This window comes from Mycobacterium sp. Marseille-P9652 (genome assembly GCF_902652685.1).
Lineage (GTDB): Bacteria > Actinomycetota > Actinomycetes > Mycobacteriales > Mycobacteriaceae > Mycobacterium.
The window spans coordinates 89,250-102,968 of record NZ_CACRUY010000015.1 but is presented as its reverse complement, the minus strand read 5'-3'; the positions used below and the strand labels follow the sequence as shown (position 1 = coordinate 102,968).

General features: G+C 69.0%; 10 protein-coding genes, 2 pseudogenes and 1 riboswitch. Of the genes and pseudogenes, 5 read left to right on the top strand and 7 right to left on the bottom strand.

What is annotated here, in order from left to right:
• A pseudogene (locus GPY60_RS11350) lies at window positions 1-203 on the top strand (hypothetical protein); the annotation flags it as partial.
• Here GPY60_RS11350 and GPY60_RS11345 read toward each other — a convergent pair.
• Window positions 200-1,521 (bottom strand): annotated as a pseudogene (locus GPY60_RS11345) (adenylate/guanylate cyclase domain-containing protein). The pseudogenes GPY60_RS11350 and GPY60_RS11345 sit on opposite strands and share 4 nt — an antisense overlap.
• Before the next feature lie 115 nt (window positions 1,522-1,636).
• Window positions 1,637-2,959 (bottom strand): adenylate/guanylate cyclase domain-containing protein, encoded by a 1,323-nt coding sequence (locus GPY60_RS11340; protein ID WP_156687768.1) that lies wholly within the window; start codon window positions 2,957-2,959, stop codon window positions 1,637-1,639.
• 453 nt (window positions 2,960-3,412) lie between these two features.
• On the opposite strand from GPY60_RS11340, the gene GPY60_RS11335 reads away from it, so the two are divergent.
• Window positions 3,413-4,870, top strand: a complete 1,458-nt coding sequence (locus GPY60_RS11335; protein WP_197283638.1) for a peptidase — start codon at window positions 3,413-3,415, stop codon at window positions 4,868-4,870.
• Between the two features lie 9 nt (window positions 4,871-4,879).
• On the opposite strand, the gene GPY60_RS11330 is transcribed toward GPY60_RS11335, so the two are convergent.
• The 4 genes from GPY60_RS11330 to thiC all read right to left on the bottom strand — a co-directional run bounded on the left by GPY60_RS11330 (window position 4,880) and on the right by thiC (window position 8,210).
• A complete protein-coding gene (locus GPY60_RS11330) occupies window positions 4,880-5,104 on the bottom strand; it encodes a hypothetical protein (RefSeq protein ID WP_156687767.1) in 225 nt (74 codons plus the stop codon).
• 24 nt (window positions 5,105-5,128) lie between these two features.
• Window positions 5,129-5,749 carry an alpha/beta hydrolase family protein gene (locus tag GPY60_RS11325; protein ID WP_156687766.1) on the bottom strand — a complete coding sequence of 207 codons (621 nt, stop codon included), beginning with the start codon at window positions 5,747-5,749 and terminating at the stop codon, window positions 5,129-5,131.
• Window positions 5,749-6,588 carry a bifunctional hydroxymethylpyrimidine kinase/phosphomethylpyrimidine kinase gene (thiD, locus tag GPY60_RS11320; RefSeq protein WP_156687765.1) on the bottom strand — a complete coding sequence of 280 codons (840 nt, stop codon included), beginning with the start codon at window positions 6,586-6,588 and terminating at the stop codon, window positions 5,749-5,751. Before thiD ends, GPY60_RS11325 begins: the two co-directional genes overlap by 1 nt.
• Window positions 6,585-8,210, bottom strand: a complete 1,626-nt coding sequence (thiC, locus tag GPY60_RS11315) for a phosphomethylpyrimidine synthase ThiC (protein WP_156687764.1) — start codon at window positions 8,208-8,210, stop codon at window positions 6,585-6,587. Before thiC ends, thiD begins: the two co-directional genes overlap by 4 nt.
• Window positions 8,201-8,311, bottom strand: a riboswitch (TPP riboswitch). It overlaps the preceding gene by 10 nt.
• 69 nt (window positions 8,312-8,380) lie before the next feature.
• On the opposite strand from thiC, the gene GPY60_RS11310 reads away from it, so the two are divergent.
• The 3 genes from GPY60_RS11310 (at window position 8,381) to GPY60_RS11300 (ending at window position 13,430) form a co-directional block, all read left to right on the top strand.
• Window positions 8,381-9,070, top strand: a complete 690-nt coding sequence (locus GPY60_RS11310; RefSeq protein WP_156687763.1) for a PAS and ANTAR domain-containing protein — start codon at window positions 8,381-8,383, stop codon at window positions 9,068-9,070.
• Between the two features lie 113 nt (window positions 9,071-9,183).
• Window positions 9,184-9,546, top strand: a complete 363-nt coding sequence (locus GPY60_RS11305; protein ID WP_156687762.1) for an STAS domain-containing protein — start codon at window positions 9,184-9,186, stop codon at window positions 9,544-9,546.
• The gene (locus GPY60_RS11300) at window positions 9,543-13,430 is read left to right on the top strand and encodes a SpoIIE family protein phosphatase (protein ID WP_156687761.1); all 3,888 of its coding nucleotides are present in this window, start codon (window positions 9,543-9,545) and stop codon (window positions 13,428-13,430) included. The genes GPY60_RS11305 and GPY60_RS11300 overlap by 4 nt, the downstream gene beginning before the upstream one ends.
• Before the next feature lie 4 nt (window positions 13,431-13,434).
• Here GPY60_RS11300 and GPY60_RS11295 read toward each other — a convergent pair whose 3' ends face one another.
• Complete coding sequence (locus GPY60_RS11295) at window positions 13,435-13,710, bottom strand: hypothetical protein (protein WP_156687760.1); 276 nt, start codon at window positions 13,708-13,710, stop codon at window positions 13,435-13,437.
• Between the last annotated feature and the right edge of the window lie 9 nt (window positions 13,711-13,719).

Genomic DNA, 13,719 nt, shown 5'->3' with positions numbered 1-13,719 from the left:
CCCGACGCCCGGTGCCCGCCGATGAGCCCTGCACCGACCGCGCCGCCATGATGCCAACCCGCCGCCGCACCCGCGCCCAGGACCGCGCCACCCGCATCGCCACCGAACGCAAACACAACCGCGACGCCCGCCTCGCCCGAAAAGCCGCCACATCCGGCGATGTGGGGCCCGCCCCACCCGACGACGACCCGCCGCCTTTCTAACCGGAAGTTACGGCGAACAGCCGCCACTCGCCGGGCACGCCCTTGAGCGCGTGCGCGCCGCGGTCGTCGAACTCCAGACCCGACCCGATCACCAGGTCGCGCAGTGTGCTCGATACCAGCACCTCGTTGGAGCCTGCCAGGGCGCTCACGCGCGCTCCGATGTGCACGCCGATCCCGCCGATGTCGTCGCCGCGCACCTCGCATTCGCCGGTGTGCAACCCGGCCCGCACCTCGATGCCGAGCGAGCGCACAGCGTCGCGGATTGCCATGGCGCAGCGGATCGCCCGCTGCGGGCCGTCGAACATCGCCAGGAACCCGTCGCCCGAGGTGTTCACTTCTCGGCCTCGGAAGCGATTGAGTTGTGCCCGGACGATCACATCGTGCGCGTCAAGCAACGCGTGCCAGTCACGGTCGCCCATCTCCGCCGCCCGGCGGGTTGAGTCCACAATGTCGGTGAACAACACCGTGGCGAGAACCCGATCATCGGCCACGTCGGCCCGCTCACCGGTGAGGAATTCGGCGATCTCCTGAAACGACGACCGCCAGCCGGGTTCAACGAAGTGAAAGACGTTGCGCCCTGGGAGCTCAACGTACTTCGCGCCCGATATGTGATCGGCGATGTCCTTGCCCCACTCGGGCGGGATAAGGGCGTCGTCGGCGTGATGGAGGACGAGTGTCGGCACCCGGACTGTGGGAAGCAACGCCCGTACGTCCATTTCAGCCATAAGAGGCATCATGAAAGCGACAGTTCCTGGGCTCGCGCCCAGCCGTTCATGCCGTGCCCACGCTGCCCGGATCTCATCGTTCCACGGCATATCGGGATTCAAGACACGCTGGTACTCCCCCGTGCCCCACATACCGACCATGGCAGCGAGGACTTCCTCGGGAGCGAGCCTTGAGTGCGCTCGGCAAACGGATCCGCATAACCCTCCAGCACGACAAGCCCGGCTGTGCGCGACGGATGTGTCGCCGCGAACAGGGCACCCGTCGCGACCGCGCCGACGCCCCCGAGGAGGACCGCTTCACGACTCCCGAGGTCGTCCAACACCGCAGTGATGCTGTCGGCCCACAGCTCCAACGTCGGGAGCGCACCACCGGTGATGGGATCAGACGCTCCGATGCCCGGCTGGTCGAAGATAATCAGCCGACCGAGCGATGTGATTGCCTCGATCCACCCTTGAAGAGACGGCTGCTCCGGAAAGTCCTCACAGTTGCTGAACCACGACGGGATGAAAACGATGTCACGAGGACCTTCACGCGACGCCCGATAGGCGACACGCAAGTTCCCGTTCATCGCATAGCGCGTCTCCGAGAACATGGCGGAAGTCTAAGCCGGGGAACGCGTCGATTCCCGGAGTCAGGCCGCTTGGCTGATCGCCAACGAGTCGACGGCTCGGCCATTTTTGGAAGATACACCCCCCTGGGCGTCGCCGCTAAGAGGAAGCGACGGCGAACAAACGCCACTCACCGGGCACACCCTTGAGATCATGCGTACCGCGATCCTCGAACTCGATTCCTGACCCGATCACCAAGTCGCGCAACGTACTCGACACCAGGACGTCGCTCGGTCCCGCTAGGGCGCTCACGCGCGCGCCGATGTGCACGGCGATCCCGCCGATGTCGTCGCCACGCATTTCGCATTCACCGGTGTGCAATCCGGCGCGTACTTCGATACCGAGCGCCTTCACCGCATCGCGGATCGACATCGCGCAGCGGATCGCCCGCTGAGGGCCGTCGAACATCGCGAGGAAGCCATCACCAGAGGTGTTCACCTCGCGGCCTCGAAAGCGATTGAGTTGCACGCGCACGATGGCGTCGTGGGCGTCCAGCAGCGCATGCCAATCACGGTCGCCGATCTCCGCCGCCCGCCGCGTCGAGTCCACGATGTCGGTGAACAACACCGTGGCGAGAACCCGATCGTCCACTACTTCCTCGGGCTGCTCGCCCACGAGGAACTCGCGGATTTCCCTGAAGGACGGGCGCCAGGGCTCGACCCAGTGGTGCATGTTGTGGCCCGGCAGCTCGACGTACTTCGCGCCCGATATGTGATCCGCTATGTACTTGCCCGACGCCGCGGGGAGCAACGGATTGTCCGCGTGCTGGACGACGAGGGTGGGCACGCGGATTGTCGGCAGGACCGCCCGCACGTCCAATTCGATCACCATTGGAAACATCTGCGCGACGGTCCCCGGGCTCGCCGCCAGGCGTTCTAGTCGGGCCCACGTTGCCCGGATTTCCTCATTCCACGGCATGTCCGGATTCATCACATGTTGTAACTGACCCGTCCCCCACATGGCGCACATCATGGCAGTGATTTCCTCGGGTGTGGGTCCCTCGGTTCGTTCGGCAAGAGGATCGGCATAGCCCTCGAGCACAACCAGCGCCGTCGTACGGGACGGATGTGTTGCTGCGAACAACGCCCCGGTCGCGAACGCGCCGTCGATTGCGATGAGGACCGCTTCGCTACTCCCGAGATCGTCGAGCACCGCCCTGATGCTGTCGGTCCACTGCTCCAACGTCGGTAGCGCGTCTGATGTAACCGGGTCGGACGCACCGGTGCCCGGCAGGTCCAAGAAGACCAGCCGACCGAGCGATGTCATCGCCTCGACCCACCCTTGAATCGAAGGTAGCTCCGGGAAGACCTCACAGTTTGTGAACCAGTTCGGCACGAACACAATGTCGCGCGGACCTTCGCGAGACGTGCGATAGGCGACGCGCAAGTCCCCGTTCACTGCGTAGCGCGTCTCGGAGAACACTGCGGAAGTTTAAGCCGAGGAACGCGTCGATGACCGGAGTCGAGGGCGCTTGGCGATCGCCACCGAGTCGACGGCTCGATTATCTGGAGGCTGCTCGGCGGGCGCATTCATGTCACCACCCCGGGCAGCGCGCTGCTGTTCCCTACCACCGGCCCGGCACCTCGACGCTCCGTGCCCGCTGATGGGCCTTGCACCGACCGCGGCGCCATGATGCCCACACGCCGCCGCACCCGCGCCCGGGACCGCGCCACCCGCATCGCCCGCGAACGCAAACACAACCGAAACGCCCGCCTCGCCCGAAATAACGCCGCCCCGGGCGACGTCGGGCCCGCCCCGCCCGACGACGACCCGCCTCCTTTCTGAGGTGTCGAATTGGGCTGCCGGCGTTCGCCGGCCGACTTAGAATGAGGCCCTTTGATGCTGCCGTGCAGCCCGGTCGGGATGAGGTTGTTCATGAGTGAGCGCGTTCGTTCTCGACGTCTGAAGTCGGCCATCGCCTGCGCGGTCAGCGCGCTCGTCGTGGCCGGGTGCGCCACCTTCGTCGACGGCCGGGCGCTGTCGATGCTCAACGACCCGTTCCGGGTGGGCGGACTTGCCGCCACCAACGGGCCCAGCGGAATTCGCACCAACGCGCCGAGCCCGGACGGAACGGTGGTCAACACCGACAACGGGGCCATCGACAAGCTGTCCCTGCTGTCGGTCAACGACATCGAGGACTACTGGAAGTCCGTGTACAGCCAGTCGCTGAAGGGAACCTTCGTCCCGGTCGGCAAGCTGGTGTCGTACAACTCGGACGACCCGCGCAGCCCGATCGTCTGCCACGAGGAGACCTACAAACTCGTCAACGCCTTCTTCACCGGCCGCTGCAACCTCATCGCCTGGGATCGCGGCGTGTTCATGCCGGTGGCGCAGCGGTATTTCGGTGACATGTCTGTCAACGCTGTGCTGGCGCACGAATTCGGGCACGCCCTGCAGCAGATGGCCAAACTGGTGACCCGGAAGGACCCGACCATCGTCCGCGAGCAACAGGCCGACTGCTTCGCCGGCGTCTACCTGTTCTGGGTGGCGGACGGCAAGTCGCCGCGGTTCACGCTCAGCACCGCCGACGGGCTGGACCACGTGCTGGCGGGCATCATCACCACGCGCGACCCGGTGATGGACACCGACACCGAAAACGACGACGAGCACGGGTCGGCGCTGGACCGGGTGAGCGCCTTCCAGATGGGCTTCATCTCCGGCGCACCGGCCTGCGCGGGCATCAACAGCCAAGAGATCGAGCAGCGCCGCGGCGACCTGCCGAAGGCGTTGCGATTCGACAACAACGGCGACCCGGAGACCGGCGAGGTGCCCATCGACGAGGACACCTTGTCGACGCTGATGGAACTGCTGGGCCAGATCTTCGCGCCCAAGAATCCGCCCAAACTGTCCTTCACCCCCGCGGATTGCGCCGACGCCAAGCCCAGCCCACCGGCGTCATACTGCCCGGCGACCAACACGATCGTGGTGGACCTGCCGGCACTGGCGCAGCTGGGCAAGGTCGCCGACGAGAAGCAACAGAGCCTGCCGCAGGGTGACGACACCGCCCTGTCGGTCGTGATGTCGAGGTACGCGCTCGCCGTCCAGCACGAGCGCGGCCTGCCGATGCAGAGCCCATGGACGGCGCTGCGGACGGCGTGCCTGACGGGCGTGGTCCACCGCAAGATGGCCGAACCCATCGACCTGCCGTCGAAAAAGCAGCTGGTGCTGACCGCCGGTGATCTCGACGAGGCCGTGGCCGGACTGCTCACCAATCACCTGGTCGCCAGCGACGCCGACGGCACGAGCGTGCCCGCGGGCTTCACCCGGATCGCGGCGTTCCGCGGCGGCGTCGGCGGCCAGATGGACGCGTGCTACTCGCGCTATCCCGGATGACGGCGCGCGTCAGGTCATGCACACGTTGGCGAAGATCAACACCGGCCACGACACGATCGACCCGAGGAAGGACACCGCCAGGTCGACCCCCTGCAGTTGATGCAGGTGCTCGGTGTGCGTGGTCGACCAGATCGTGCCGATCAGGAGATACGGGGTGCCGACGATGATTCCGAGCGCTATGAGTTGGCCGACGGAGACCCGGAACTCGAGCACCTGGCGAATCTTGTCCCACACGCGCGGCACCTCCGGCTGACGAGCTTAGCCCTCCACCAGGCGCAAGGCGGCGTCCACGGCCAGCGCGGGCACGTCGAGGGTCTTCGAACGCAGATCGTGCCGCGCGCCGGCGATCTCCACGACCTCGGTGGGCGCGGGTATGAGCGCCGCGGCGGCGCGCAGTTCCTCGGGCGTGCCGAACGGGTCCGACGTGCCGTGCGTGAACACGGTGGGCACCGCGATGCCGGGCAGGTGCTCGATGCGGGCACGCTCCGGCTTCCCGGGTGGGTGAACGGGATAAGAGAACAACGTCAGCAGGTCGACCGGGGCGCCGCCGTCGGCCACCACCATGGACGTCTGGCGGCCGCCGTAGGAATGCCCACCGGCGATCAGCGGACCGTCAACCAGCCCGCGGCACAACGTGATTGCCTCGACGATGCCCTCACGGTCGGCGGCGGCCGAACCCGACGGCGGGCCGGTCGGCCGTCGCCTGCGGTAGGGCAGGTTGTAGCGGACCGCCAGCCAGCCGCGGCGCGCCCATTCGTCGCAAAGTTGCTGCAGCAGTGGCGAATCCCGGTTGCCACCCGCGCCGTGGGTCAACACCACCACACCCGACGGCTTGCCGTCGGGTTCGTGGGCCAGGCCGGCGATCTCGTCGAGGACCATCACGACAGCCGAAACAACGGGGAGACGGGCCCGTGACCGTGGCCGAGCGGATAGGACCCGCGCAAACACTCAGTGACCCAACGCTTTCCGAAGCCGACGGCGTCCGGCACGGAGAACCCGTGGGCGAGCGCGCATGCGACCGCCGACGCCAGGGTGTCGCCGCCACCGTGGTCGTTGCCGCCGGGCAGTCTCTCGGTGTCGTACTCGTGGAAGCCGGAACCATCGGAAGGGCCCCCGTACAACAGGTCGCAGCTGCGTCCCGACGACCGCAGGTGGCCGCCCTTGACCAGCACCCAGCGCGGGCCGAGGGCGTGCAACGCCTGCGCGGCCGCGCGCTGCGAATGGGCGTCGACCACGTCGATGCCCACGAGCAGCCGCACCTCGTCGAGGTTGGGCGTCACCAGCGTGGCCAACGGGAAGAGGCGCTGCCGGAGGGTGTCCAGCGCCGACACCGGAAGCAGGGCGTCGCCGTGCATCGAGGCGCACACCGGGTCGACGACGAGCGGCACCGACGCCCTGAGGCGTCGCCAGGTGTCCGCCACCGTGTCGATGATCGCCGCCGACGCCAGCATCCCCGTCTTCGCGGCCTGGACGCCGATGTCGGTGACGACGGCTTCGATCTGGCCGGCGACGACGCCATCGGGCACCTCGTGAAACTCCTTGACGCCCAACGTGTTCTGGACGGTCACCGCCGTTACGGCGACGCAGGCGTGCACGCCCAGCAGCGCCATGGTCCGCATGTCGGCCTGGATGCCCGCGCCGCCCCCGGAGTCGGACCCGGCGATGGTCAGCACGCGAAGCGGGGTGGTCCCCACAGGTGCCAGCGGCAGGTAGCTCAAGGCTGGGTGATCGGCAGATACACCCGGTTGCCGTGCTCGGCGAACTCCTGCGACTTCTCAGCCATGGCAGCTTCGATCGCCTCTTCGCTGTCCAGTCCGTGCGCGGCCGCGTAGTCGCGGACGTCCTGGGTGATGCGCATCGAGCAGAACTTCGGCCCGCACATCGAGCAGAAGTGCGCGGTCTTGGCCGGCTCGGCCGGCAGCGTCTCGTCGTGGAACTCCCGCGCGGTGTCGGGGTCCAGTGACAGCGCGAACTGGTCGTGCCAGCGGAACTCGAAACGCGCCTGTGACAGCGCGTTGTCCCGATCCTGCGCGTGCGGATGCCCCTTGGCCAGATCGGCGGAGTGCGCGACGATCTTGTAGGCGATCACGCCGTCCTTGACGTCCTTGCGGTCCGGCAGGCCGAGGTGCTCCTTCGGCGTCACGTAGCACAGCATCGCCGTGCCGGCCTGGGCGATGATCGCCGCGCCGATCGCGGACGTGATGTGGTCGTAGGCCGGCGCGATGTCGGTGGCCAGCGGGCCCAACGTGTAGAACGGGGCCTCCTCGCACAGCTCCTCCTCGAGCCGCACGTTCTCGACGATCTTGTGCATCGGGACGTGCCCGGGGCCCTCGATCATCACCTGCGCGCCATGGGATTTCGCGATCTTCGTCAGTTTGCCCAGGGTGCGCAGCTCGGCGAACTGCGCGGCGTCGTTGGCGTCGGCGATCGACCCGGGGCGCAGCCCGTCGCCGAGGGAGAAGGTCACGTCGTAACGGGCGAAGATGTCGCACAGCTCGTCGAAGTTCGTGTACAGGAACGACTCCCGGTGATGCGCCAGGCACCACGCCGCCATGATCGAGCCGCCGCGGCTGACGATCCCTGTGACCCGCTTGGCGGTCAGCGGGACGTAGCGCAGCAGCACGCCGGCGTGCACGGTCATGTAGTCCACGCCCTGCTCGCACTGCTCGATCACGGTGTCGCGGTAGATCTCCCACGTCAGCGCGGTGGGGTCGCCCTTGACCTTCTCGAGCGCCTGATAGATCGGCACCGTCCCGACCGGCACGGGCGAGTTGCGCAGGATCCACTCGCGGGTCTCGTGAATGTTCTTGCCGGTGGACAGGTCCATGATCGTGTCGGCGCCCCAGCGGGTCGCCCACACCATCTTGTCGACCTCCTCGGCGATCGACGACGTCACCGCCGAGTTGCCGATGTTCGCATTCACCTTGACCGCGAACGCCTTGCCGATGATCATCGGCTCGATCTCGGGGTGGTTGTGGTTGGCCGGGATCACCGCGCGGCCGCGGGCGACCTCGTCGCGCACCAGCTCGGCCGGCATCCCCTCGCGGGCGGCGATGAACGCCATCTCCGCGGTGATCTCGCCGGCGCGGGCGCGCTGCAGCTGGGTGCCGCGGTCGCGCGCCACGCCCGGGCGCGCGGGCAGTCCGGCCGCCAGGTCGATCACCGCATCCGAATCGGTGTAGGGGCCGGACGTGTCGTAGAGGTCGAAGTGCTCCCCGGTCGACAGGTTCACCCGCCGGAACGGCACCCGGGCCCCGGGCACGCCGTCCAGTTCCCGGTAAGCCTTGACGCTGCCGGCGATCGGCCCGGTGGTGACGGACGGTTCGATGGTGACGGTCATAATCATCTCCCTACGCCGGCATTACCCGGTCAGGTTCGTACGGTCGACGGCCCCGAGCCGTCCTCTCAGCGCCTTCGGCGTGCGCTCCCGCGTCTGGTGGATGGTCCGCTGGCGACGTTACCCCTTTGGGCCGGTGGCCGCCGATACGACCCAAATGGGAAGATCGGAGGGTGCAAGATCCCGCGACAACGGCCGCCGCCGCGCCCGCCGAACCCGCCCCGGGATACCTGAATGTCGGGACGGTCCGGTTCTGGTTCGTGGGCCAGCGCTGGGAGTGGTCCGACGAGGTGGCCAGGATGCACGGCTACGAGCCCGGGACCGTCGAGCCGACCACGAAGCTCCTTCTTTCCCATCGTCATCCCGACGATCGCGCCCACGTCCAGGAGTTGCTGGACACCGCCCTGCTGTCCGAGGAGTCGTTCTCCAGCCGGCACCGCTTCGTCGACACCGCCGGACGGGTGCACGACGCGATCGTCGTCGCCGACCGCATGGTGGACGACTCGGGCGCGGTGGTGGGCACCACGGGCTACTACATCGATCTCACCGACACCTTCGACGAGGAGCGCCACGAGACCCGGCGCGAGGTGCTCGACGAGGCGCTGCCGGACCTGTTCGAGAACCGCGCCGCGATCGAACAGGCCAAAGGGGTGCTGATGTACGTCTACCGGATCAGCTCCGAACAGGCTTTCCGGATTCTGCAGTGGCGGTCCCAGGAGACGAACGTCAAGCTGCGCGCGCTGGCCAAGCAACTCCTCGACGAGGTGGCGACGCTGCCGAGCCCGGCGCCCGCCGCGCAGAGCCAGTTCGACCATGTGTTGCTGACGGTTCACGAACGGGTCCCCGCCGAGTCCGCTGATTGAGGTGGCTAATACCGGGAATGCGGGTGTTCACCAACGGATAGGCTCGAAGCACCTTCGACGGCGCACCTCGGGCATCCGCGCCCCGAAGGCTTAGCGGCGAGGCGGCGAAGGGCGTGGGAATGTTGGCGGTCGATTGCGAGCCCCGTGAGGAGGCCGTGTTGGTGCGGGTTCAAGGCGAGGTGGACTCGAGCACGGTCGACGAACTTGCCCCGCGCCTGGCGGAGGCGCTGCGGCTGGCCGGCTCGCATCCGTCCCGGCTGGTCGTGCTCGACCTGCAGCCCGTGACCTTCTTCGGCAGCGCCGCGATCAACGCGGTCCTCGACTGCCACGAGGACGGCAAGGAAGCCGGCACGGCAGTGCGCCTGGTCGCCGATCACGACCAGGTGCTGCGGCCCATCCAGGTCACCGAGCTCGATCGCGTCCTCGACGTGTACCCGACGCTGTCCGCGGCACTCCATAGCAAGCCTGAACGATGACCGCCCGCCTGCCGGCCGACCTTTCGGCTGCGGCCGCGCTGGGCGGGGAGATGGGTCGGCGGTTCACCGAATTCGATTGGGCCGCACATCCTTTGGGCTCGCCCGAGAGTTGGCCCGGCGAGGTTCGCGCCGCGGTGGCCATCATGCTCACCTCGCGGTTCCCCATGTTCCTGTGGCTGGGGCCCGACGACCGGTTCATGGTCTACAACGACGGGTACGCCCAGATCCTCGGCGACAAGCATCCCGCCGCTCTGGGCGCGCCGGGGGAGCGGGTCTGGTCGGAGATCTGGGACGAGATCGGCCCCATGCTGGCCGGCGTGTTCGCCACGGGCGAGGCGACGTGGTCGAACGACCTGATGCTGGAGATCGTCACCCACGGTGTCCCGGTGGAGCGGTACTTCACCTTCACGTACAGCCCGACCATCGGCGAGGACGGCGCCGTGAGCGCCATTTTCTGCGCCGTCATCGAAACCACCGAACGGGTGCTGAGCGAACGCCGGCTGCAACTGCTGAACGCCGTCGCAGCGGCGACCGTCGAGCCGCGCACGGTCAACGAGGCGGTCGGCGCGGCCGTCGCCGCGTGCGCGAGCCAGCCCGCCGATCTCCCCTTCATCGCCGTCTACGTCCAGGACCCCGAGTCCGGCGAGGTCACCCTGCGCGGCGCGACGCCGTCCGTATTGCCGCTGTTGCCAAGGGAATTGAAGCATCTGACCGAGTGGGACGCCGGGTCGCGGTCCAGGGCCGAGTTGCTGGTCATCGACGGGGTGGCCGACGCGATTCCCGGCATCCGGGACGTGCTCGATGGCGACTGCTGCGAACGCGCGCTGGTGTTGCCGCTCGGGGACGGCCCGACCGGCGGGGCGCTGGTGGTCGGCACCACACCGCGACGGCCGCTGGACGAGCAGTACCGGGGCTTCTGCCAACTGCTGGCCGACCAGTTGTCGTCGGCGTTCACGTCGATCGTCTCCTATGAGCAGCAGCGGCAGCGCGCCGACGCGCTCGCCGAGCTGGACCGGGCGAAGACGGCCTTCCTGACCAACGTCAGCCACGAGTTCCGCACACCGCTCACCCTGCTGCTCGGGCCGATCGACGACGCGCTCGCCGACGCGCCGCCGGGAAGCGCGCTGGCCGAACGGCTCAGCGTCGCCGCCCGCAACGGGCGGCGGCTGCAGCGCCTGGTCGACTCGCTGCTCGACTTCTCCCGGATCGAGGCCGGCCGGGCCAACGCCGACCTGGTCTGCGCCGACGTGGGCGCGCTGACCGCGCACATCGCGTCGTCGTTCACCGAGCTCTGCCGGCGGGCGGGCCTCGAGCTGATCGTGGACTGCGGGCCCGCGCTCGCGGACGTCGACGCAAGCATGTGGGAGACGATCGTCCTCAACCTGCTGTCCAACGCGGTGAAATACACGATGAGCGGGTCGATCTCGGTCGAGGTGGGCGCCGACGCCACGCACTGCCTGGTCGCTGTTCGCGACACCGGGGTGGGGATCGCCGCCGACGACCTGGACCGCCTGTTCGAACGGTTCTACCGCGCCGACAATGCGCGCGGGCGCAGCGTGGAAGGGGCCGGGATCGGGCTGTCCCTCGTCCGCGGGCTGGTCGAGCTGCACGGCGGGTCCGTCGGGATCGCGAGCGAGCTCGACAGCGGTACGACGGTGACCATCCGCTTGCCGCTGTCCGCGGGACCCGCGGCCGATCAGTCGCCCGGCGCGCTGCTGGACGACACCAATGCCGTGGACGACACCAATCCCTATGTGGCCGAGGCCCGTCTGTGGGTGACCCCCGCCCCCGGGGCCGACGCGGTGGCCGCCGCGCCCGACCGGACGCGCCCGCTGGTGCTGATCGCCGACGACAACGCCGACATGCGGGCGCATCTCGACCGCGTCCTCTCGCGCCACTTCGACACGGTCCTCGCCGCCGACGGGGAGTCGGCCCTCTCCTCGGCCCGCGCGCTGCATCCGGACGCCATCGTCACCGACGTCATGATGCCGCGCCTCGACGGTTTCGAGTTGGTCGCGGCGCTGCGCGCGGACCCGGCGCTCGCCGCGACTCCCGTCGTCATGCTGTCGGCACGCGCGGGCGACGAGGCCGTCACCGAGGGTTTCGCCGGCGGGGCCGACGACTACGTGCCCAAGCCGTTCCGGTCTCAAGAGCTGGTCGAGCGGGTGGCGTCGAGGCTGTCCGCCGTCGCGCGCGAACGCGACCGCCAGCGTCGCGAGGCCCGGCTGGGGCTCGCCTCGGACCTGGTGCGGCTCGACACCGCGATGCAGGCCAGCGACTCGGTGGCGGCGCTGCTCGACGCCCTGCTGAACTCGGCGTTGGGTTCGGGTGGCGCCGCGGCGGCGACGATCGGCGTGCTCGACGGCGAGCACCACATCCGGTTCGAGTACGCCGGCGACGTCCCGGTCGAGCTGCGCGACCGCTATCACGTGACGTCCCTGGATTCGCCGCTCATCGGTTCCGACGTCGTGCGCACCGGCGAACCGATGGTCATCCCCGACACGTTCGAGCTGCCCCCGCGCTATCAGCACGCCGTGCAGGACACCGCCGACAGCATCCGCGCGTGCGTGGCCCATCCGCTGCGGGACGGCTCCGGCCGGGTGATCGGGGTGCTGGCCTTGTTATGGCCGGCGCCGCGCCGCTTCGAGCCGGCCGAACTCGAAACGTTCGTCCAGATGGCCGAACTCACGTCGTCGGCCCTCGACCGGGTGCGCGTCAGGGCGCATGAGCACCGCATCGCCGTCGACTTCCAGGAGCACCTGCTCGACCTGGACCACAGCTCCACCGCCGCCGCGGTGGCCGCGGTGTACCAGCCCGCGGGTGAGGCGATGCGCGTCGGCGGCGACTGGTACTCGGTGACCCCGCTGGACCGCTCGAGCCGGATCGCGACTTCCGTCGGCGACGTGGTGGGGCACGGCCTGGCCGCCGCGATCGTGATGAGCAGGCTGCGCGCCGCGGTGGCCGCCTCGGCGCTCACCGCGGCCGAGCCGGCCGCGGTGCTGGGCGCCCTGGACAGGTACGCGGCCAGCGTCGCCGGCGCCCGCTGCGCAACCCTGGCCTACGCGCTGGTCGATACCGATCCCGACACGGGCCGCGGCACCATCAGCTACGGTTGCGCGGGCCACCCCTATCCGCTGCTCATCCGCCCGAACCGGGCGCCGGTGTACCTCGAGTTCGGCCGGCGAGCCCCGGTGGCCGTGCGGGAGAACGACGCGGACGACCGCCCGGCGAACCCGACCGCGACGGCCCACCTGCCGCCGGGCAGCCTGATCGTGCTCTACACCGACGGCCTCGTCGAGCGGGCCGGTGAGACCCTGGACGAAGGGTTCGCGCGGCTGAAGGCGGCCGCCGCCGACTGCGCCGACCTGCCGGTCGAAGCCATCTGCACCGAACTGCTGAGCAGGATGACCCCGCCCGACGGCTACCGCGACGACGTCGTGCTGCTGGCGGTGCGCCCCAGCCACGCGGCGGAGTGCAGCTTCACGACCGTCCTGCCCGCGGTGCCGGCCCAGATCCCCGTCGGTCGAGACCGGCTGCGGGAATGGTTGAAGCGGCTCCCGGTCGCGCCGCGCAAGGAGCTCGACATCCTGCTGGCGACCGGCGAGGCGGTGACGAACGCGATCGAACACGGCAGCAACGCCGAGTCACGCAAGACCGTGTCCGTGGAGGCCTTCGTGCGGCGGGAAACCGTGTCGATCACGGTCAGCGACACCGGCCGGTGGATGGGCGACTCGTCGGCCAGCCTGCGCAGCAAGCGGCGGGGACGGGGGCTGACGCTGATGAGTGGGCTCGCCGATCGCGTCGACACCGTGCGCACGCCCGCCGGCACGCAGGTCACGCTGGACTTCCACCACGCCCTGGCGGCGGAACCCGTCCGGAGCTGACGGGTCAGGCCTCTTCCATCGCCTCGCCGAGTTCCTCGAGGATCTTGTTGTGGTGGTTGCTGGCCATCAGGTGACCGGCGGCGATCACCAGGGCCACCGGCCAGTCGATCAGCTCCAGCGCGGCCAGTGCCGCGAGGCCGCCGAAGTAGGCCAACTGCTCGGGCCGCGGAATCTCGAATTGCCCCACCACCGGCAGGTTGACCGCGAACGTCTCGCCCTCGCGGATCTTCTGCACCGCGTCGCGCTGCGACGTTCCCCGGCGCGCTTTCTTTTCCGCCATCATCTGCCT